This window comes from Phyllobacterium pellucidum, assembly GCF_013327855.1.
Lineage (GTDB): Bacteria > Pseudomonadota > Alphaproteobacteria > Rhizobiales > Rhizobiaceae > Phyllobacterium > Phyllobacterium pellucidum.
In genome coordinates this window covers 938838-960080 of sequence record NZ_JABUMX010000001.1, presented here as the reverse complement: position 1 = coordinate 960080, position 21243 = coordinate 938838, and the positions used below count along the sequence as shown (strand labels likewise).

General features: G+C 60.3%; 20 protein-coding genes. 9 read left to right on the top strand and 11 right to left on the bottom strand.

The window, feature by feature from the left end; all coding sequences use genetic code 11:
* Positions 1 to 174 precede the first annotated feature (174 nt).
* A complete protein-coding gene (locus HQ945_RS04675) occupies positions 175 to 942 on the top strand; it encodes a hypothetical protein (RefSeq protein WP_113279823.1) in 768 nt (255 codons plus the stop codon).
* Here HQ945_RS04675 and HQ945_RS04670 read toward each other — a convergent pair.
* On the bottom strand, positions 939 to 2192 hold the full coding sequence (locus HQ945_RS04670) for a sarcosine oxidase subunit beta family protein (RefSeq protein ID WP_027230276.1): 1254 nt from the start codon (positions 2190 to 2192) through the stop codon (positions 939 to 941). The genes HQ945_RS04675 and HQ945_RS04670 overlap by 4 nt on opposite strands.
* A 222-nt stretch (positions 2193 to 2414) precedes the next feature.
* Between HQ945_RS04670 and folD the strand changes: the two genes are divergently transcribed.
* The gene (gene folD / locus HQ945_RS04665) at positions 2415 to 3314 is read left to right on the top strand and encodes a bifunctional methylenetetrahydrofolate dehydrogenase/methenyltetrahydrofolate cyclohydrolase FolD (RefSeq protein WP_027230275.1); all 900 of its coding nucleotides are present in this window, start codon (positions 2415 to 2417) and stop codon (positions 3312 to 3314) included.
* Positions 3315 to 3352: 38 nt separating this feature from the next.
* Positions 3353 to 4315: a GlxA family transcriptional regulator gene (locus HQ945_RS04660; RefSeq protein ID WP_027230274.1), complete on the top strand. Its 963-nt coding sequence runs from the start codon at positions 3353 to 3355 to the stop codon at positions 4313 to 4315.
* Between the two features lie 11 nt (positions 4316 to 4326).
* Here the strand turns inward: HQ945_RS04660 and edd are convergent, their stop codons facing one another.
* The 3 genes from edd to zwf all read right to left on the bottom strand — a co-directional run bounded on the left by edd (position 4327) and on the right by zwf (position 8415).
* Positions 4327 to 6150, bottom strand: a complete 1824-nt coding sequence (edd, locus tag HQ945_RS04655; protein WP_027230273.1) for a phosphogluconate dehydratase — start codon at positions 6148 to 6150, stop codon at positions 4327 to 4329.
* Between the two features lie 68 nt (positions 6151 to 6218).
* Complete coding sequence (gene pgl, locus HQ945_RS04650; protein ID WP_113279824.1) at positions 6219 to 6923, bottom strand: 6-phosphogluconolactonase; 705 nt, start codon at positions 6921 to 6923, stop codon at positions 6219 to 6221.
* Between the two features lie 16 nt (positions 6924 to 6939).
* Positions 6940 to 8415, bottom strand: a complete 1476-nt coding sequence (gene zwf, locus HQ945_RS04645) for a glucose-6-phosphate dehydrogenase (RefSeq protein ID WP_027230271.1) — start codon at positions 8413 to 8415, stop codon at positions 6940 to 6942.
* Positions 8416 to 8568: 153 nt separating this feature from the next.
* Here zwf and HQ945_RS04640 point away from each other — a divergent pair, with 153 nt between their 5' ends.
* The 5 genes from HQ945_RS04640 (at position 8569) to HQ945_RS04620 (ending at position 12548) form a co-directional block, all read left to right on the top strand.
* On the top strand, positions 8569 to 10044 hold the full coding sequence (locus HQ945_RS04640; protein ID WP_113279825.1) for an aldehyde dehydrogenase family protein: 1476 nt from the start codon (positions 8569 to 8571) through the stop codon (positions 10042 to 10044).
* Between the two features lie 47 nt (positions 10045 to 10091).
* Positions 10092 to 10841: an SDR family oxidoreductase gene (locus HQ945_RS04635; RefSeq protein ID WP_091919698.1), complete on the top strand. Its 750-nt coding sequence runs from the start codon at positions 10092 to 10094 to the stop codon at positions 10839 to 10841.
* Positions 10842 to 10975: 134 nt separating this feature from the next.
* Positions 10976 to 11821, top strand: coding sequence for an oxidoreductase (locus tag HQ945_RS04630; protein WP_091919696.1), 846 nt, complete (start codon positions 10976 to 10978; stop codon positions 11819 to 11821).
* Positions 11822 to 11919: 98 nt separating this feature from the next.
* Positions 11920 to 12150 (top strand): type II toxin-antitoxin system Phd/YefM family antitoxin, encoded by a 231-nt coding sequence (locus HQ945_RS04625; RefSeq protein WP_027230267.1) that lies wholly within the window; start codon positions 11920 to 11922, stop codon positions 12148 to 12150.
* Positions 12151 to 12158: 8 nt separating this feature from the next.
* Positions 12159 to 12548 (top strand): type II toxin-antitoxin system VapC family toxin, encoded by a 390-nt coding sequence (locus HQ945_RS04620; protein WP_244532717.1) that lies wholly within the window; start codon positions 12159 to 12161, stop codon positions 12546 to 12548.
* Between the two features lie 45 nt (positions 12549 to 12593).
* Here HQ945_RS04620 and HQ945_RS04615 read toward each other — a convergent pair whose 3' ends face one another.
* Positions 12594 to 14192 carry an inorganic phosphate transporter gene (locus HQ945_RS04615; RefSeq protein ID WP_174207692.1) on the bottom strand — a complete coding sequence of 533 codons (1599 nt, stop codon included), beginning with the start codon at positions 14190 to 14192 and terminating at the stop codon, positions 12594 to 12596.
* A 141-nt stretch (positions 14193 to 14333) separates the two neighbouring features.
* Between HQ945_RS04615 and HQ945_RS04610 the strand changes: the two genes are divergently transcribed.
* Positions 14334 to 15458: a beta-ketoacyl-ACP synthase III gene (locus tag HQ945_RS04610; RefSeq protein WP_113279826.1), complete on the top strand. Its 1125-nt coding sequence runs from the start codon at positions 14334 to 14336 to the stop codon at positions 15456 to 15458.
* 3 nt (positions 15459 to 15461) lie between these two features.
* Here the strand turns inward: HQ945_RS04610 and HQ945_RS04605 are convergent, their stop codons facing one another.
* From HQ945_RS04605 to aceA, 6 genes are all read right to left on the bottom strand, one after another.
* Entirely contained in the window at positions 15462 to 16748 is a 1287-nt protein-coding gene (locus HQ945_RS04605; protein ID WP_027230263.1) for an NAD(P)/FAD-dependent oxidoreductase, read from the bottom strand.
* Positions 16749 to 16768: 20 nt separating this feature from the next.
* Positions 16769 to 18202, bottom strand: coding sequence for a glutamine synthetase family protein (locus tag HQ945_RS04600; RefSeq protein ID WP_027230262.1), 1434 nt, complete (start codon positions 18200 to 18202; stop codon positions 16769 to 16771).
* 301 nt (positions 18203 to 18503) lie between these two features.
* Positions 18504 to 18743 (bottom strand): hypothetical protein, encoded by a 240-nt coding sequence (locus HQ945_RS04595; protein WP_246272507.1) that lies wholly within the window; start codon positions 18741 to 18743, stop codon positions 18504 to 18506.
* A gap of 229 nt (positions 18744 to 18972) precedes the next feature.
* On the bottom strand, positions 18973 to 19257 hold the full coding sequence (locus tag HQ945_RS04590; RefSeq protein ID WP_091919688.1) for a GIY-YIG nuclease family protein: 285 nt from the start codon (positions 19255 to 19257) through the stop codon (positions 18973 to 18975).
* 250 nt (positions 19258 to 19507) lie between these two features.
* Positions 19508 to 19741, bottom strand: a complete 234-nt coding sequence (locus HQ945_RS04585; RefSeq protein WP_027230260.1) for an SMc00767 family acetate metabolism repressor — start codon at positions 19739 to 19741, stop codon at positions 19508 to 19510.
* Positions 19742 to 19831: 90 nt separating this feature from the next.
* Positions 19832 to 21121: an isocitrate lyase gene (gene aceA / locus HQ945_RS04580; RefSeq protein ID WP_091950341.1), complete on the bottom strand. Its 1290-nt coding sequence runs from the start codon at positions 21119 to 21121 to the stop codon at positions 19832 to 19834.
* Positions 21122 to 21243: the final 122 nt, after the last annotated feature.

The following is a 21243-nucleotide window of genomic DNA, read 5'->3' as shown; positions in this document are numbered from 1 at the left end:
CTCCCTGATTTTGGCGCACTTTGATCCGCTCCGGTGCTTCGGGTCAACCGCCGATCGCCACTGACCTGTGCAGGTTCCAATTAACCATTTATTTTTGACGTCACTTTAGATTGAATTAACCTTCGTCTATGAACGAAAGACACAGGTTACGGCAGTGCTGGAGTTGGGTTGCAGATGAGTAATCGCGAGAACGAGACGAAGAAGCGGCCACGGTCGCTGCTCTCGTTTGCGGGCCAGCCGGAAGAGCCGGCTGAAGGTTCAGGGCCATCGTTTCGTCACGAAAGCGAACTCGAACGCTATCATCGTATGCGCGCTTTGCGTCTGGCCGCAGCGAGCGACGATCTGCAGCGATCGTGGCCCGAAACGGCCCGCAGTCTCACCCCGGAGGAAGCCGAACAGGAGGCAGTTGATCGCTTGCGCGCCGAGATGGCCGCGATCAAGGCCGAGCTCAACCGGCGTGGCGACGAAGAAGCGCGCAGCATCGTGCCAGGCGATGGCGACGCTCAGCCTGTGCCGGTAGAAGATCTGGCGGAAGCCACTCAACCTTCGCAAACGATCGGCGGCGCAGCCGAAGATCCGGCTTTGCCGGAAGAGGTCGCGCCAATTGCGGAATTGCCTGTCGATACAGACACCGCCCTTGACGAGAAAGCACATGGCATCCGGCCGCTGCGGTGGCTTATCGTTGCCGTGGTCATCATCGGAACGCTATTCAGTGTCGATAAGGGCATTATCCTGCCGGTAGGCGTCGCCTTGGGCATTGCCTTGATAATCGGAATGATGGAGGCATCCCAGGTCCGGAGGCGCAAGGCTTCCGCATTATCGGAAAGGCCCGTGGAATCGACCTCGCTCGTCGCGGAAACGGACCCCGTTCAGCCCTCGAATATTGCAGCCTCGCGGCTCGATACTGCGATCAAGCAGGTGAAGGACCGGACGACGCGCTAGTGCAGTCTCGGGGTGGGGCCCTGTCCCTTGTCGTCAATGACATAGCCGCGATAGAACCGGTCGAGCGTAAACGGCGCGGAAAGCGGGTGCGGCTCATCCTTGGCGATGGTCCAGGCGAAGCATTTTCCCGAAATCGGCGTCGCCTTGAACCCGCCATAGCACCAGCCTGTATTCAGATACATGCCGGGCAATGGCCCCGTCGTGATGATGGGGGAGCCGTCCATGGTCATGTCCATGATGCCGCCCCAGGAGCGAAGCAGCTTGACGCGTGCCAGTGCCGGGATGACGGCGACGAATTCGCTCATTACATCTTCGACGACCGGAAGGTTGCCACGCTGCGCATAGGAATTATAGCCGTCGATATCGCCGCCGAACACAAGTCCGCCCTTGTCCGACTGGCTGAAATAGAGATGTCCCCCGCCGAAGGTCGCGACCGTGTCGACAACGGGCTTCAGGGCCTCGGAGACAAAGGCCTGTAGCACGTGCGATTCAAGCGGGAGGCGGTCGACACCGGCGCGGCGCATGAGTTCGCTGGTATGGCCGGCCACCGCGCAGCCGACCTTCTTGGCCTTGATCGGACCGCGCGTCGTCATGACGCCGGTAATGGTATCGCCGTCCTTGAGGAAGCTTGTGACCTCGCAGTTCTCGATGATATCGACGCCAAGCTGGTCGGCGGCGCGGGCATAGCCCCAGACGACTGCGTCATGGCGCGCCGTTCCGGCACTGCGCTGCATGAGCCCGCCGAGAATCGGAAAACGCGCATTGTTGCTGATGTCGAGGCCGGGGATCAGTTTCTTGATTTGCTGCGGGTTCATCAACTCGCAATCGATGCCATTGAGACGCATCTGGTTGCCGCGACGGGCGTAAACGTCGAGCTGCGGCAGCGTATGGGCAAGGTTGATGACGCCGCGCTGGGAAAACATCACATTGTAGTTGAGGTCCTGCGATAGCGTTTCCCAGAGCTTCATCGATGCTTCGTAGAAGTGCTGGTTTTCGGTGAGGAGATAGTTCGAACGGATCGCGGTCGTGTTGCGGCCGATATTGCCGGAGCCGAGCCAGCCCTTTTCGACGACCGCAATATTGCGAATCCCATGCTCCTTGGCGAGATAATAGGCTGTCGCAAGACCATGGCCGCCGCCGATGATGACGACGTCGTAGGCCGGTTTCGGGTCGGGTTTGCGCCAGGCGGGCTTCCAGTCCTTATTGCCGTTGAGGGCGTTCTTGAGCAGGCTGAAAGCTGAATAGCGCATCGAAAATTCCGGATTCGGGAGAGATTCTGTGATCATGCATGGATTTGGCGTCCCCGCCAAGCAACGATTGGAAGCCTGACGCGCCTCTGGGGCACATCATCGCATTGCTGTTCCCGACCGCTTTCGCTATTGCGTCAGCGAACGCCGCTTTGACGGTATTATTCGGCCGCAAAATCAACACTATGGTGGCCGATCCACCAGTTCGACGCCCGGGAGCAGCACATGGCAGTGACGATCAATGGCAAGGAAATTGCCGAGGACGTGGTTTCGAAGGTCAAGGCGTCGGCCGCCGAACTGATAGAGTCCACCGGGATCACGCCCGGTATCGCCGTTGTCATCGTCGGGGAAGATCCAGCCAGCCAGGTCTATGTCGCTTCAAAGGGCAAGAAGGCCCGTGAATGCGGCTTCAAATCCGTTCAACACACCCTCGCCGAGGATACCAGCGAGGAAGAGCTCGTTGCTCTTGTCGAGAGCCTCAATGCCGACCCGTCTATCCACGGCATCCTCGTGCAGCTTCCGCTGCCCAAGCACATCGATTCCGGCCGCATTATCCAGACGATTTCGCCGGACAAGGACGTCGACGGCTTCCATTTCATTAATGTCGGTAAGCTCGGCACCGGCGAGCTCGATACGGCTTTCGTTCCGTGTACGCCGGCAGGCTCCATGCTGCTGATTGAGCGCGTTCTGGGCCGGGACCTCTCCGGGCTCAACGCCGTGGTGATCGGCCGCTCGAACATTGTCGGCAAGCCGATGTTCAATCTGCTCCTTGCTCACAATGCGACAGTGACGATTGCCCATAGCAGGACCAAGGATCTGGCGGGAATCTGCCGCAACGCAGATATTCTCGTCGCCGCCGTCGGCAGGCCGCAAATGGTCAAGGCCGATTGGGTTAAGCCCGGCGCAACCGTGATCGATGTCGGCATCAATCGCATCCCGGCTCCGGAAAAGGGCGAAGGCAAGTCGCGCCTTGTCGGCGATGTCGATTTCGCGGATGCGGCGACGGTCGCGGCCGCCATCACACCGGTCCCCGGCGGCGTGGGCCCGATGACGATCGCCATGCTTATGGCCAATACGCTCGTTGCGGCCTACCGCTCGGTTGGGAAGGTGCCGCCGCGCTTCTGATCGATTTGCTCTAACAGGGAATCTCGCTAAAAGAGCACATGGCCCAAGCCCTCAAGGTCAGCAGAACCTTTGCCTTTCTGCTCGTCGACAAATTCCCGATGTTCAGCCTTGCCGCTGCCATCGATACGATGCGTACGGCCAACCGCATGGCCGAGCAGCCCTATTATTCGTGGATCATCGTGTCGGCCAATGGCGAGGCAGTGACCGCCTCGAACGGCCTGCAGATCAATGTGGATTATGCGCTCGCCGACCTTCCGTCGTCCGATATCTTCTTTGTCTGCGCCGGCCTCAAGACCGACTTCGACGACAAGCAGAAGGTCATTGCAGCCTTGCGCAATCTTGGACGGCGCGGCGCAGCGCTGGGCGGGCTCAATATCGGCAGCTACATCCTTGCCGAAGCCGGCCAGCTCGAAGGTCATCGCTGCACGATTCATTGGGAGAACCGTGCCGGCTTCCAGGAGAAGTTCCCGCAGATCGAATGCACGGGCAATGTCTTCGAGATCGACCGCAAGCGCTATACCTGCGCCGGCGGCACCACCTCGATCGACCTGATGCTTGAAATCATCCGGCAAGATTTCAGCCCGGCGCTTGCCAACGAGGTCGCCAACCAGTTCCACCACGAGCGCATTCGCTCGCAGACCGATCGCCAGCGGATCGGGCCGGAGCGGGACCTGACCGGCAAGTCGGAAAAGCTGCGCAAGATCGTGGAATTGATGGCCGACAATCTCGAACAGCCGAAATCGGCGGTCCGCCTTGCCAAGGCGGTTGGCCTGTCGGTGCGGCAGGTCGAACGGCTTTTTCTGCGTCACCTCAACATGACGCCGGGCCGTTACTATATGAGCCTGCGGCTCGAACGGGCACGCGAATTGCTGCGGCAAACCCATTCGCCGATTCTCGACGTCGCGCTCGCAACTGGATTCACGTCGCATTCGTATTTTGCGCAGAGCTACCGGGCGCAATTCGGGCGCTCGCCTTCGGACGAGCGCCGCACGACGTATTAGCGCTTCATATTCTAGCCGAACACGGATGCTCCGTGATCGGCCCGGCCCACTGCCTGGCGGAATGTCGCGAAGAGTTCGCGGCCCATGCCATAGCTGTTATGGCTGATATCAACCTCGGGGGCGGGACGGCCCGCCAGAACGTCCGGATCCTCGAGCACATCCAGCGCGCCAATTTCCGCGTCGAGGCGGACGACATCGCCATCCCGGATTTTGCCGATGAGGCCGCCGTCGAGTGCCTCGGGCGTCACATGGATCGCGGCCGGAACCTTGCCCGAAGCGCCGGACATGCGCCCGTCGGTAACGAGCGCCACCTTATAGCCCCGATCCTGCAGGACCCCCAACGCCGGGGTCAGCTTGTGCAATTCGGGCATGCCGTTGGCGCGCGGGCCCTGGAAACGCACCACGGCCACGAAATCGCGGTCGAGCTTGCCTGCCTTGAACGCATCCTGGAGTTCGGCCTGGCTGTCAAAAACGATGGCCGGCGCCTCGATAATGTGGCGGTCGGCCTTCACGGCAGAAGTCTTGATGACGGCGGTCCCGAGATTGCCCTTGAGCATCTTCAGTCCGCCGGTCACCTGGAACGGCTCCTTATAGGTGGACAGGACCTTCTTGTCGCCGCTCTCGGCAGCGATCGGCTCGCGCACGACAGCGCCGTTTTCGCCGAGCTTCGGCTCGATCGTATAGGCGCGCAGTCCCTCGCTGCCGCCCCAGACGGTCTTGACGTCCTCGTGCAGGAGCCCGGCATCGAGAAGTTCGCGGATGATATAGCCCATGCCGCCGGCGGCATGGAAATGGTTCACGTCGGCAAGACCGTTCGGATAGACACGGGCGAGCAGCGGCACGATGTCTGACAGGTCGGAAATGTCCTGCCAGGTCAATTTGATACCGGCTGCAGCCGCCATGGCGACGAGGTGCATCGTATGGTTGGTGGACCCGCCTGTCGCATGCAGCCCGACGACGCCGTTGACGATCGTCTTCTCGTCGATCATCTCGCCGACCGGCGTATATTCGTTGCCGAGGGCGGTAATGGCGAGCGCGCGTTTCGCGGCTTCGCGGGTCAGCGCTTCGCGCAAGGGGGTGCCCGGATTGATGAAGGAAGCGCCCGGCATGTGCAGGCCCATGATCTCCATCAGCATCTGGTTCGAATTGGCGGTGCCGTAGAAGGTGCAGGTGCCCGGGCCGTGATAGGACTTTGATTCCGATTCGAGCAGTGCATCACGCCCGACCTTGCCCTCGGCATAGAGCTGGCGCGTCTTTGCCTTTTCGTCGTTGGGCAGGCCCGTCGTCATCGGTCCGGCTGGAACAAATACCGCTGGAAGATGACCGAAGGTGAGCGCGCCGATGACGAGCCCGGGCACGATCTTGTCGCAAACGCCAAGATATACCGCGGCGTCGAACATATCGTGCGATAAGCCGATCGCCGTTGCCATGGCGATGACATCGCGCGAGAACAGGGAAAGTTCCATGCCCGGCTGACCCTGAGTGACACCGTCGCACATGGCAGGAACACCGCCGGCGACTTGCGCCACGCCGCCAGCTTCCTTGGCCGCCGCCTTGATGAGCTGCGGGTAGGTTTCAAACGGTTGATGCGCCGACAACATGTCGTTGTAGGAGGTTATGATGCCGAGATTGGGCACCACGTCGCCGGCAAGCGCCGCCTTGTCGGATGGACTGCACGCGGCAAAGCCGTGGGCAAGATTGGCGCAGGCGAGCGCGGAACGTTTCGGCTTGCGCGAGGCTGCCTCCCGCAGGTGATCGAGATAGACATCGCGCGTTGGTCTTGATTGTTCGCAAATGCGATTGGTAATGCTTTTTACCCGTTGCAGGACGGTCATCTTCTATCTCCTCTTGGCGGCTGCCCGGAAGTTGGGAGCTTCCCGATGCAGCGACGCAGTCGGGCCGCTTACGGCGCCCAGAAAATCTCAAGCTCGATCGGCTCATAGCGCAGAACCGCACGGATCGGCATGTCGAGCGCGCTGCCTTCGCCAAGCGCAGCATCGAGCACTTCCTTCTTCGCCGCGCCTTCAATATGCAGTGCCACGAAGCGCGATCCGGCAATCATCGGAAGCGTCAGCGTCAGCCTCGGTTCGCCCGCGCCTTCCGCCTGCATGGGCAGAACCGGCGCCGTCTGGTCCGGCGCAATCGCCGCAGCAAGATGGTCGCCGCCCGGAAAGAACGATGCCGTGTGCCCGTCGTTCCCCATGCCAAGCACGGAAACGTCAAACGGGCGTCCAAGCCGGCCGATTGCTTCCGACGCCAGTTTAGCACCTTGTTCGACATTGGGCGCAGGATTGTAAAGGCCGACGAAATTGGCATCCGCCGCTTCGTTTTGCAGGAGCAGCTCGCGTACGAGCTTCTCGTTGGACCGGTCGCTCGTCGGCGGCACATACCGCTCGTCGATGAGGGTAATCGTAATGTTCGTCCAGGGTAGCCGCTTATGAGAAAGGGCTTTGAAGTAGCGGGCAGGGGTCGTGCCGCCTGAGACCGCAAGCACGGCGCTTCCGCGTTCCTTGCATGCGGTGCCAAGCCGTTCGGCGACGGTGGATGCGAGTGCCGCAGCGAGCGCATCACCGTCAGCGAAACTGTTCAGCTTATGATCGATCACCATGACACGTGCGACCTTCCTATGCTTCCGCTTCGTGCCAGGTCCGACCGTCGCGCTCGATCAGGGCGATCGCAGCCGATGGTCCCCAGGTGCCGGCCGTATAGCCGTAGGGCGGCTGTCCGTCCTCGGCCCAGGCCTTGAGAATGGGGTCGACCCACTGCCAGGCCGCAACCACCTCGTCGCGGCGCATGAACAGCGTCTGGTTGCCGCGCACGACATCCATGATCAAGCGTTCATAGGCATCGGGATTGCGTGCCTGGAAGGACTCGGCAAAGCTCATGTCGAGCGGAACATGGCGAAGCCGCATACCGCCCGGACCCGGATCCTTGATCATCATCCACTGTTTGACCCCCTCGTCGGGCTGCAGGCGGATCACGAGCTGGTTGGCGACCACGCGGCCGGCGCTGTCGCCGAAAATCGAGTGCGGGATCGGCTTGAAGGAAACGACGATCTCGGATGCGCGCGTGGCGAGGCGCTTCCCGGTCCGCAGATAGAACGGCACGCCGGCCCAGCGCCAGTTGGCGATCTCGGCCTTGATGGCAACGAACGTCTCGGTGCTGCTCGGCTTGCCGAGTTCGTCCAGATATCCCTTGACCGCGCCACCGGCGGACGCCCCGGCGCGGTATTGGCCGCGCACAGTCAATTCCTCGTAATTCTTGTTGTTGATCGGGCTGAGCGAGCGCAGCACCTTCAGCTTCTCGTCGCGCACCGCATCGGCGTCCATCGACGACGGCGGTTCCATGGCGACGAGGCAGAGCAGCTGCAGCATATGGTTTTGCACCATGTCGCGCAGCGCACCGGCCGTATCGTAATAGCCGGCACGGTTCTCGAGCCCGACGGCTTCAGCAACGGTGATTTGGACATGGTCGATATGAGCGGAGTTCCACAAGGGCTCGTAGAGGGCATTGGCAAAGCGCAGGGCCATCAGGTTCTGCACGGTTTCCTTGCCGAGATAGTGGTCGATGCGGAATATCTGCTGCTCGTGGAAGACGTGGCCGATCGTGTCGTTGAGGGCGATCGCCGAGGCGAGGTCGCGGCCGATCGGCTTCTCGACTATGATGCGGGTATGATCGTGCACGAGCTTGTGGCTCTTGAGCCGGCTCGTGATATCGCCAAACAGTGACGGGCTGACCGCAAGATAAAAAGCTCGGATTCGCTTGGTGTCGTTGCCGATCGCCGCCTTGAGTTCCTCCCAGCCATTATCGGACGTGGCGTCCACGGCGACATAGAAGATCCGTGAAAGAAACTGGTCGAGCTGCTTTGGATCGATCTCGTCGGCCTTGACGAATTCCTTGATCGCCGCTGCCGCAAAATCGCGGTAGCCCTGGTCGGTCATGGCCGAACGCGAGGCACCGATGATGCGGGTCGGCTCGGAGAACTGCCCGTCACGCTGACGCTGGTAGAGAGCCGGTATCAGTTTGCGCTCTGCAAGATCGCCTGTGCCACCGAAAACGATACAATCAAAGGGTTCAACCGGGATTATCTGGCTTGTCATACGGATGCTCTCATTATGCCTGAATGCGTCGATGGGCGCAGCGTTGTATAATCTAATCGATTTAAAATGACCAGTCCCAGCGCACGAACTGCGTCAAAATGCATTCCCAATTCGTGTCGGTTCACTTACGATTGCAACGAACAGGAAGTAGTCATGGTACAGAATCTCTCCAAAGTTGTCGCGCAGGATCAGAAGTTCCTGAACATCATCAACGGTCGGCAGGTCGGGGCACTTTCGCAAGAAACGATCACTGTTTTGTGTCCATCGGATGGCCTAGCCTTTGCACGCATCCCGGCAAGCAAGGCGGAGGATGTCGACCGCGCCGTTAGCGCAGCGCGTGACGCCTTCGATAGTGGACCCTGGTCGCGCATGTCCGCTGCGGAACGCGGCAGGCTTTTGACCAAGCTCGGGCAATTGATCGAGCGCCACGGCGACGAACTCGCTGCGCTCGAATCGCGCGACACGGGCAAGCCGCTCCGCCAGGGAAAGGCCGATGTTGCCGCTGCGATGCGCTATTATGAGTTCTATGGTGGCGCCGCCGACAAGATCCACGGCGATACCATTCCGTTCAATGATGGCTACACGGCGCTCACTTTGCGTGAACCGCATGGGGTCGTTGCCGGGATAATTCCCTGGAACTATCCGCTGCAGATCCTCGCAAGGGTCGTGGGGGCAGCGCTTGCCATGGGCAATACCTTGGTGGTCAAGCCTGCCGAAGATGCATCGCTTTCGACGATCCGTATCGGAGAACTTGCCATCGAAGCCGGTTTTCCGGAGGGTGTGCTCAATATCATCACTGGTTATGGACGCGAGGCGGGGGCGGCGCTATCCGCGCATACGGGCATCGACTACGTCACATTCACCGGGTCGCCAGCCACCGGCACCGCCATCCAGCAGGCAGCCGCGTTCAACAATCGCGGCGTCACCATGGAACTTGGCGGCAAGTCGCCGCAAATCGTCTTTGCCGACGCCGATATCGACAAGGCCTTGCCGGTCATTGTCAATGCGATCATACAGAATGGCGGCCAGAGCTGTTCCGCCGGCAGCCGGGTGCTTATCGAGCGCAGCATCTATCGTGAAGTTGAGGGCGCGCTCGCCGAACGCTTTAGCAAACTTGTCGCCGGCCCGCACGATGCCGATCTTGACCTTGGGGCCGTGATCAATCCGGCGCAGAAGCGCCGCATCGATTCCTATGTTGCCGGGGCCGTGGAGGCCGGCATCGAAATCGTTGCGCGCGGGTCAATTGCTGCTGCCGCGCCGGCGGCCGGTTATTACGTGGCGCCCGTGCTCTTCGGTTCGGTCGATCCCTTGGCGGTGATCGCACAGGAGGAAGTGTTCGGTCCTGTCCTATCGCTCCTTGCCTTTGACGATGAGAGCGACGCGATTAGCATTGCCAATAATACTGAATACGGCCTTGTCGCCGGGGTTTGGACGCGGGACGGCGCGCGTCAGCATCGCGTCGCCAAGCGGGTCCGCGCCGGGCAGGTCTTCGTTAACGCCTATGGCGCTGGGGGCGGCATCGAACTGCCCTTCGGCGGTTTCAAACGATCCGGCCATGGCCGCGAGAAGGGTTTCGAGGCGCTTTACGATATGTCGGCGACCAAGACGATCGTTTTCCGCCACGATTGACCGCAAATATCAAGCAATTCCAGCAATGAGCATATCCAGGAGATGAAATGACCCGTTTGGCAGGCAAGACAGCAATCATCACCGGCGCAGCGTCAGGGTTCGGCGAAGGGATGGCAAAGCGCTTTGCCGAGGAGGGCGCCAATGTCGTAGTGGCCGACCTCAATCTCAAGGGTGCGCAAAAGGTTGCCGCAGCTATCGGCGCGAAGGCTATTGCCGTTCATGCCGACGTGACGCGCAAGGACGAAGTAGAGAGCATGGTCCAGGCGGCAGCCGACCAGTTCGGCCGCATCGACATCATGGTCAATAATGCCGGCTTCACCTACCGCAACGGGTCGATGCTCGACGTTGACGAGAGCACGTTCGATCTTATCACCGGCGTCAACATGAAATCGATCTACTATGCGGCACTCGCCGTCGTTCCGATCATGGAGGCGCAGGGAGGCGGCACGATCATCACCACGGCGTCGACGGCGGGATTGCGGCCGCGGCCGGGCTTGACCTGGTACAACGCTTCCAAGGGATGGGCGATAAGCGCTACCAAGTCCATGGCCATCGAGCTTGCACCCAAAAAGATCAGGGTGAATTGCCTCTGCCCTGTGGCAGGCGAAACGCCGATGCTCGGGCTGTTCATGGGCGAGGACACGCCGGAGAAGCGCGCGCAGTTCAAGGCGACCGTGCCTCTCGGACGCCTGTCGACGCCGCTCGATGTCGCCAATGCTGCGCTATGGCTTGCCTCGGATGAAGCGGAGTTCATCACCGGTGTTGCGCTTGAGGTGGATGGGGGACGTTGCATCTGAACGATGAACTCAGGTTGCATCAAAACTTGAATCAGTTGCCGGGTGGTCTACATTGCACGCGTAGTCCAGCTTTTCCCACGGCGCTCCTCTGATCCGTTTGGACCCTGCGGCGCCTCATCATCAAGGACATCATCATGACATCCAAACCTGTCTGGTTCATCACTGGCTGTTCAACCGGTTTTGGCCGCGAACTCGCGCGGCACACGCTTGAACTCGGCTATCCGACGGTCGTCACCGCGCGCAACCCGGCGCATGTCGAAGAACTTGCCAAAGACCACAAGAACAATGCCCTCGTCCTGAAGCTCGATGTGACTAAGGCCGAAGAGATTGCCAGCGCAGTCAAGGCGGCGCACGAGCATTTCGGTCGGATCGATGTGCTCGTGAACAATGCCGGCATCGGCTATTTCGGCTCGCTCGAAGAGAGCGACATGGATGAAGTGCGCAAGATGTTCGACATCAACGTCTGGGGTCTCGCCAACATGACGCGCGCGGTCCTGCCTGTCATGCGCAAGCAGCGCTCCGGGACGATCGTCAATATTTCCTCGCAGGGCGGTCTCATCGCCAATGTCGCCGTCAGCTTCTATGCAGCAACCAAGTTCAGCGTCGAGGCGCTTTCGGAATCGCTGTCGAAGGAGGTGGCGCCGCTCGGGATCAAGGTCCTGATCGTCGAGCCCAGCGGCTTCCGTACCGACTGGGCGGGGCGCTCGGCCAATGAAGTACCGGAAACGATGGAGGACTACCGGACCACCGCCGGCGCGCGGCTCGATATGCTGCGCAAGGTCAGTGGCAACCAGCCGGGCGATCCGGTGCGCGCGGCAAAGGCGATCGTCCAGGCTGTGGAGGCGGAAAATCCACCGCTGCGTCTTCTTCTCGGCAAGGAAGCGCTAGAAAATGCCCGCAAGAAGATCGGCGAACTGGCGCGTGATTTCGACGCCTGGGCCGAGGTGACCGTCGGCGCGGACGCACCGAAAGGCGAATAGCCCAGCAAGGTTGGTTCAACCTTCGTTCAGGAACGGACATGTTCGCTTTCAGCGAAGTTGTGTGCTATTAGCTAAGTTAGCTAATCTGGAGAACTCCGATGCAGGTCAATGTCCATGCAGCCAAATCAAATCTCTCGAAGTTGATCGATGCCGCCTTGTCGGGAGAAGAGGTTATTATCGCCAAAGGCAACAAGCCGGTGGTGAAGCTGGTTCCGATCCCCAAAAGCCGCTTTAAAGCCGGAGCGCTCAAGGAACTTGCCGGTACGGCGCCGGATTTTCTTGAGCCTATGTCCGAGGAGGAATTGGCGCTTTGGGAACGTAGTGAATGAGAGCTGTCTTGCTCGATACGCATGTCTGGGCTTGGTTTATGCTTGCGGATAAACTTCTTCCGGAAGCTCATTTGTCGATGATTGAGGAAGCCGATGAGGTTTTCGTTTCTCCCGTGAGTTTTTTTGAAATCAGCCACAAGGTGCGGCTCGGCAAATGGCCGGAGATGGCGCCCTTTGTTGATCGCCTTCTTCCCATATTCGAAGCACAATTGGGCCGTGTTGCAACTTTGACGCCTGAAGTAAGCCTCAAGGCAGGCCTGCTGGATTGGCCGCATCGCGATCCCTTTGACCGGATGCTCGCTGCGAGCGCGATTCACTATGAGTTGCCCCTCGTCTCCGCCGATGTGGCATTCGACCAATTGACGGAGCAGAAAGGTTGGATTGCGCGTATATGGTAGTGGCCGGCATGGCCGGCCATGATTTCTCGTTTGAGGCCAGTTCTATCAGATCAGATGACGCAAGATCACGAACAGCGTGAACGAGAGGGCGATCGAAACGGGCAGCGTCAGCACCCAGGCCATGAGCAGGTTGCGCACGGTCGACATCTGCAGTCCCGATCCGTTCGCAACCATCGTTCCGGCGACGCCCGACGATAATATGTGCGTCGTGCTCACCGGAAGGCCGAGGGTGTCAGCGGTGAAAATGGTCCCCATGGCCACCAGTTCGGCGGAAGCGCCCTGGCCGTAGGTCAGGTGGGTCTTGCCGATCTTTTCGCCGACGGTCACGACGATGCGCCTCCAGCCGACCATGGTTCCAAGCCCGAGCGCCAGCGCCACGGCCACCTTGACCCAGGTCGGGATGAACTTCGTCGCATTGTCGATTGCCTGGTGATAGGTCTTGATGACGGCAAGGTCCGCCGCTTCCATCGGCAGCAGCTTCTTCTTGTCGATCAGCTTGAGCGCTTCACCGGCAAGATACATGTCGTTGCGCGTGTTGCTGACCATGCCGGTCGGCACATTGGCCGCCGAACCGTAGGGCGAAATGCTCGCATTGGTATCGACGATGAACTGCTGTAGCGCGACGGTCGTGGCATCGCTCCAGGTTTTGGTGCGCACGGCCTCGCTAACGACGGCATGCGCATCCGTCATGACGACGCCGGGCTTTTCGTATTTCTGGAGAACGGCGCCGGCCTGCGTCGCAGCGGCCTTGTAGGCATCGAGATAGTTGATGTCGGGAGTCCTGTTGAGTGCAAAGGCGGTCGGCACGACGCCGATCAGGATGAGCATGATCAAGCCCATGCCCTTTTGGCCGTCGTTCGAACCGTGGGCGAAACTGACGCCGGTGCAGGTGAAAATCAGCATTGCACGAATCCACAGCGGCGGCGGCGTATTGCCCTTGGGCGCCTCGTAAAGCGCCTTGTTCCTGATGAATAGCTTCATGGTGAGAAGTAGGAGCGCCGCCGCGCCGAAGCCGACAAGCGGAGAAATCAGCAGCGACATGCCGACTTCGGTCGCTTTCGACCAGTCGACGCCGCTGGTTGCCGTGCCTGTCGGCGCGACGAACTGGTTGGCAAGGCCGACGCCGACGATCGAGCCGATGAGCGTATGCGAGCTTGAGGCGGGCAGACCGAAATACCAGGTGCCGAGGTTCCAGATGATCGCGGCCGCCAGCAGCGAGAAAACCATGGCGAGGCCGGCGCTCGAACCCACCTGCATGATCAGTTCGACCGGAAGCAATGAAATGATGCCGAAGGCAACCGCACCGCTTGCGGTCATCACACCGAGGAAATTGAAAAAGCCCGACCAGATCACGGCGAATTCCGCCGGCATCGAATTGGTGTAGATGACCGTCGCGACCGCATTGGCGGTATCGTGGAAACCGTTCACGAACTCAAAGCCCAGCGCCGTCACCAGGGCAAGACCGAGCAGGATCCACGGCACCGCGACGGCACTGGTCAAATCCTGTGTCAGCGACCAGCCGACATAGATAAGGCCGGCGATCAGGATCGCGACGACCGCATAGTTGGGCAGATTGCCGAGGCTCCTGGGTTTTTCGAGAGGGTGTTCGCTGAGGCTCGTTGCCGCCAAATTCTCCGCCGTCATAGCCAGTTCCCCTACCAATCCATCATCGAAATATAGGGAAAGCCTATGGCCCGTCGATGAACCTCTTATGACAATACGGGATTACTTGCGCCGGGCGCCGGGAGTCTCTATCGGTTTTTGGAAAGAAACACTGGAAGCGCCATGCATAAGGTCGTCATCAGCGGTACGGGCGTTTTCACGCCTGAACAGTCCATCAGCAACGCCGAACTGGTCGAGGCGTTCAACACCTTTGCGACGCGGCAGAATGAACTTCATGCCGACGAGATCGCGGCGGGAACGCGCGAGCCAATCGCCATGTCGGCCGAAGATTTCATCGTGCGTGCATCGGGCATCGAGCGTCGCCACGTCCTCAACAAATCGGGGGTGCTCGATCCCGAAATCATGCATCCAGTCTTGCCGGAACGCCGCGATGAAGAACTCTCGGTCATGGCGGAAATGGCGGTGCAAGCCGCAACGGACGCGCTCGCCAAGGCCGGACGCACCGCCTCGGAAATCGATGCGGTCATTTGCGCCGCCTCCAACCACGAGCGGCCTTACCCTGCCATCGCCATCGAGGTGCAGCAGGCGCTCGGCATCGAGGGTTTCGGCTTCGACATGAACGTCGCCTGTTCGTCGGCGACCTTCGGCATTCAGGCGGCGGCAGACATGATCCGTTCAGGCTCGGCCCGCGCTATCCTCATGGTCAATCCCGAAATCTGTTCGGCGCATCTCGAATGGCGCGACCGGGATTGCCATTTCATCTTCGGCGATGTCTGTACGGCGGTATTGCTCGAGCGTGCCGATCTTGCGACGGCGCCCGATCGTTTCGAAATCGTGTCGACCCGCTGCCTCACCCAGTTTTCCAACAATATCCGCAACAATAACGGGTTCCTGCGGCGGACCCGCGAAGGCCATATGAGCGACCGGCGCGACATGCTGTTCCGCCAGGAGGGCCGCAAGGTGTTCAAGCAGGTCGTGCCGATCGTCGCCGACCTTATCCTCACCCACCTTGCCGACGAGAACATTGCACCCGCGCACCTGTCGCGCCTCTGGCTGCACCAGGCCAATAAGGGCATGAACGATCTGATCGGCGTCAAGGTGCTCGGGCGCGAGCCGCAGCCAGGCGAACAGCCGAACATCCTGCAGGACTATGCCAATACGTCGTCGGCCGGATCGATCATCGCCTTCTCGAAATTCTCCGACGATCTCGCACCCGGCAGCCTAGGAGTCATCTGTTCGTTCGGCGCGGGCTACTCTGTCGGCAGCGTGATCGTCAGGAAGGTGTAGCCGCTAGACCCGGTCCATCAGCGCGTACCAGCTGAGCGCCAGAAACAGCAGCGGCGCCCGTAATGTGCGCCCGCCGGGAAATGCCGGGACCTTTAGTTCCTCCAGAAGCTTTAGCCGGTCGCGATTGCCGGCTACGGTCTCCGCATAGAGCTTGCCCACATAGTTGGCCAGCATCACCCCATGGCCGGAATAGCCGCCGGCCGAGATCACATTCGGCATCACCTCGCGCACGAAGGGTTGGCGCGGAAGCGTGATACCGACCGAACCACCCCAGGCCTGGGTAATCTCGACATCGGCCAGTGCCGGATAGATTTCGGCGATCTGCCGCCGGATATGGGTGCTGATGTCCTCCGGATTATCGGCCGTATAGGCCTCGCGCCCGCCAAAGAGCAGGCGGCCGTCGCGTGAGCGGCGGAAATAGCGCACGACAAAGCGGGAATCGTCGACACTTTCCCCGCCTGGGAGGACGGGGCTGTCCTTGCCGAGCGGAACCGTGGCGCCGATGAAGGAACGGATCGGCATCACATGCGCCGCGCTGACGGGCTCGAGATTGCCGCCATAGGCGTTGACCGCGATCAGGGCCTTGGCCGCCGTCACGGTCCCCGAACCGGTCGTGACAGCAACGCGTCCGTTTTCGGAACTGATCCCCGTGACCTTGGTGTTTTCGAAGAGATGCGCGCCGGCTTTTGCTGCTGCCCGGGCGGTTCCGACCACGAGCTTCATCGGCTGGATGTGGCCCGTCCCCTTGTCGTAGTTTCCCCCAAGGAAACGGCTAGAGCCGAGCCGCTCGGCAGTCTCCGCCGCATCCATGAAATGAATATGCGGATAGCCGAAACGTGTCGCCATAAGCTCCGCATGCTTTTGGTAATGCTTCAGATAGCGCTTCTTGTGCACCACCGACATTTGCCCCGGCACATATTCGATGTCGATACCATGGGTTTCGGCAAATTGCAGGAGGTAGGCTTTTGCCTCTTCGGCAAGATCGAACAGTGCCTTGGCGCGCGTGAAACCATACTGCGCTTCGAGGTCCTCGGCCCAGGTGCGCTGGCCGGTGCCAAGCTGGCCGCCGTTGCGTCCCGATGCGCCGTCGCCGAAGCGATAGGCTTCGAGCAGCACCACGTCGGCTCCCGCGGACGCCAGGTGGACGGCGGCTGAAAGGCCGGTGAAACCGCCGCCGATGATGACGACGTCCGCCTGGCGTGATCCGTCGAGTGCCGGATATTCGGTCCGGTCAGGAATGGTGGTTTCGTACCAGGAGATGCCGGGTGAAATGGGCGATTGATAGGGCATGTCGTAAGGCAATTTTCGTGTCAAACGTTGAGCAGCAAATATTCGCGCTCCCACGGGCTGATCACCTCCATGAAGGTCTCGAACTCGGCGCGCTTGATGGCGGCGTAGGTTATGACGAAGGCTTCGCCAAGCATGCCGATCAGGTCCTTGTCCTGCTCGAACAGGATTGTCGCTTCGATGAGACCGCGCGGCAGTTCGATCAGGCTGTCATTGACCGTGGTCGAGGCCGGTGCGTCGGGCTCGAGCCTGTTGTTCATGCCGATCAGACCGCAGGCGAGCGACGCCGCAAGCGCGAGATAGGGGTTGGCGTCGGATGATGGGATGCGGTTCTCGACGCGGCGCGCCGAGGGGTCCGAGCGCGGCACGCGAAACGCGGTCGTACGGTTGTCATAACCCCATTTGACGTTCACGGGAGCCGAGGCCGCCGGTGTAAGACGCCGGTAGGAATTCACATAAGGCGCGAACATGACAAGCGACGCCGGCACGTGCTTTTGCATGCCGCCAATGAAATGCCGGAACGCTTCGCTTTCGGTGCCATCCGGATTGGTGAAGACATTGCGGCCCGTCTTCTTGTCGATGATCGACTGGTGGATGTGCATGGCCGAGCCCGGCTGTCCCTGGATCGGCTTGGCCATGAAGGTCGCGTACATGTCGTGCTTCAGCGCGGCCTCGCGGATGGTGCGCTTGAACATGAACACCTGGTCGGCAAGCTCCACGGGATCGCCGTGGCGCAGGTTGATTTCGAGCTGCGCCGCGCCTTCTTCGTGGATCAGCGTGTCAATCTCGAGACCCTGGCCTTCTGAGAAATGGTAGATATCGTCGATGAGCTCGTCGAACTCGTTGACGCCGGCGATGGAATAACCCTGGCCGCCGCCGATGGCGCGACCGGAACGGCCGACCGGCGGGGTCAGCGGGTAGTCGGGATCGGGGTTCTTGCGGACGAGGTAGAATTCGATTTCCGGGGCGACGACCGGCTTCAGGCCTTTCTTGCTATAGGCGGCCATGACGCGCTTCAGGACGTTGCGCGGCGTGAACTCGACGGCCTCGCCCTCCTTGTTGACGAGATCGCAGATGACCTGCGCCGTCGGATCGCTTTCCCAGGGAACCTCGGAAAGGGTCGAAAGGTCCGGCATCAGCTTGAGATCGCCGTCGTCCTCCGGATAGGAAAAACCGTGGCCGTCTTCTGGATAGGAGCCGGAGATCGTCGCCATGAACACGGCGGAGGGCAGGGCGAGCGAGGTATTGGATGTGAATTTTTTCGACGGCATCATCTTGCCGCGGGCGACACCCGCCTGGTCCGGCGTAATGCATTCAATGTCTTCGATATCCCGCCAGGCCAGCCATTCTGAAGCTTCGCGCCAGTTTTTCACCCCGCGCTTGGATTTGACATAGGCTGGCGTTCGCCGCCGTGTTGTAGTCCGCGCGGGCTTCTTCTCAGGGGTTTCGGAAGGCATCAATCACCAGATTTCGTTTCGATGCCAAAATGATAGAGCAAAATACTTGCCGATGGGAGGCAGGCCCCGGATATATTTGTGGAGGGTCGGGTCTGGCCATAGTAGAAAGAACGCCACACGGCCGGTGGCGGCGTTGGGCCGTGGCGCCGGGCGACGACGTTTGCCAAAAGGGGTAGAAGGAAGGGCACACGATACGACTGGCGACGGTTCCTCGCATTTCCCTTGCGCTGTCTCAGACCCGTACGCGCACCTTCTCGCGCGACCTTCCCTTGCCGTTATCGCGCCATTCTCACTGCCGTCATCAACTCTGTTGAACGAGGTCGTCTCTCAGTCTGGCATTGAGCACGACAACGATCTTTCGCATGACGGCAGCGAGAGCGACGATCGGCTTTTTGCCACTGGCGACGAGACGTTTGTAGAAGGCGGCGAACTCGCCTTTGCCACGTGCGGCCTGCATGGCGGGCATGAAGAGGATCGTTCGAACCTCGGGCCGCCCGCCGCGGATCCTGCGATAGCCGATTGTCGCTCTCGCTGCCGTCATGCGAAAGATCGTTGTCGTGCTCAATGCCAGACTGAGAGACGACCTCGTTCAACAGAGTTGATGACGGCGGTTGGGGAGTTGGTGGGGTGTTAAACGGGTGAGAGCTGCGGGGTGTCAACGCAGCGAACAGCGGTTGAACAGCGCGGCAGGGAGGGAGTCGAACGCGGCAATGGGAAGCTGAACCGGAAAAACCGACGTGATGGCAGAGGAATGGTCCGCGAAGTGCCGGTTACCGAAGCGTGTGGTAGAGATCATCCCACTGCGGGTTCAAGCCTTCGATCAACCGAATCTTCCATTCCCGGTACCACCTCTTCATCGATTTCTCCCTCTGGATGGCATCGACGATGAGTTCATGCTGTTCGTACCAGACAAGCCGCTTGCAGCCATACTTCCACGCAAATCCCGGCGTCAGGCCTTCTCTGTGTTGATAGACACGGCCGGGTAGGTCCGCCGTCACGCCAATATAGAGCGTGCCCCTTCTGGAATTGGTGACGATGTAAACGTAGCCGCTCATTCTGGACCCCGAGGTTGCGCCCCTGAGTCTGGCCACTCGCCGTGGACGTGTAAATTGAACGAAGGTCGAAGAAGGAGCCTCTCGTCGTCCTCGCACCACCCTCGCCGTCATCCTGGCTCTTGATCCTACGATCCACCCTTTCGCTCTCACGCTGCAAGGCGGAAAAACTAAAAACCGCCCGCAATCGCTTGCGGGCGGTCTTTGCGCCGTGCGGGCTCCAGACCGAAGCCCGAGAAGGCCACGGCTGCAGTTATTGGCGCGTGACCACGACCGGGATCAGAAGATCGCCCCAGTTGCCGTCGCCGCCATGATGGCGGGCCGAGCGGACGAGTTCCACCGATACGCCGGCATCGACCGCCTTCATCACGGACTGGTTGAGGCGGTGCAGGTCGTTTGCGACCATGCGAATGACAGCCTGCTGGTCTGCATTCATGGCCGATGATTGCTCCTCGGCCCGTTCCTTTACGCGTGTCTGCGGTGCCATGATTTTCTCCTTGTTTGGCGTTGCAGCGGCGGTCTTGTGATCGCCGGATGAGCGAGGCGGCATATATGGGCCAGGCCGCCTCGTCGGTTGTTACTCCGCAGCCGGACGGAACTGAGCCGTCTCGGTCGATTCCTTCATGGCCGTCGTCGAGGACTGGCCGCCGGTAATTGCCATCGAGACCGCATCGAAATAGCCGGTGCCAACCTCGCGCTGGTGCTTTGTGGCGGTGTAGCCATTGGCCTCGGCGGCAAATTCCGCTTCCTGCAGTTCCGAGTAGGCCGACATCTGCCGGTCCTTGTAGCCACGGGCGAGTTCGAACATGCCGAAATTGAGCTGGTGGAACCCGGCGAGCGTAATAAACTGGAACTTGTAGCCCATGGCGCCGAGTTCCCGCTGGAACTTTGCGATCGTTGCCTCGTCGAGATGCTTCTTCCAGTTGAAGGAAGGCGAGCAATTATAGGCAAGAAGCTTGTCCGGATGCTCCTTGCGCACGCCTTCGGCAAAGCGCCTTGCCTGTTCAAGGTCTGGCTTCGACGTCTCGCACCAGATGAGATCGGCATGCGGTGCATAGGCGATCGCCCGGGCGATACAGGGTTCAATGCCATTCTTGACCTGATAGAAGCCTTCCGCCGTCCGCCCCGCATCATAATCCACGAACGGACGATCACGCTCGTCGATATCGGATGTCAGAAGCTTCGCGGCTTCCGCATCGGTGCGGGCAATGACCAGCGTCGGCGTCCCCATGACGTCGGCGGCAAGCCGCGCGGCATTGAGATTGCGGATATGCGCCGCCGTCGGGATCAGCACCTTGCCGCCGAGATGACCGCACTTCTTTTCCGAAGCGAGCTGATCCTCGTAGTGGACGCCGGCAGCACCCGCCTCGATGAACGCCTTCATGATCTCAAAGGCATTGAGCGGACCGCCGAAGCCGGCTTCTGCGTCAGCGACGATCGGAGCAAACCAGGTCTCCACCGAAAGACCCTTGCCCTCCGCCGTCTCGATCTGGTCGGCGCGCTGCAGCGTCTTGTTTATGCGCTTGGCCAGTTCCGGCGCTGCATTGGCCGGATAGAGCGACTGGTCTGGGTACATGGCTGAAGCAGTGTTTGCATCGGCGGCAACCTGCCATCCGGAAAGATAAATTGCCTTGAGGCCTGCGCGAACCATCTGCATTGCCTGATTGCCCGAGAGAGCACCCAGCGCATTGACGAAACCTTCTTCGTGGATGAGCTTCCAGAGCCGGTTGGCGCCGTTTTCAGCAAGAGTATGTTTGATCTGAACCGAGCCTCGCAGGCGCAAGACATCGTCAGGCGTATAGGGGCGTTCGATACCATCATAGCGGCCCTCCGGAGCGTTTGGTACGAGGTTGTAAAAATCAGTCATTCTTGTCTCCACAAAGAGTTTGCGTCCCACAGCCTGATGCGTTTGCGCTGCGTTGATGTGACTAAATTTACATTGCAGCGCGGTACGATCCAGAAATATCGCGATATTTGGGCTGCATTTCG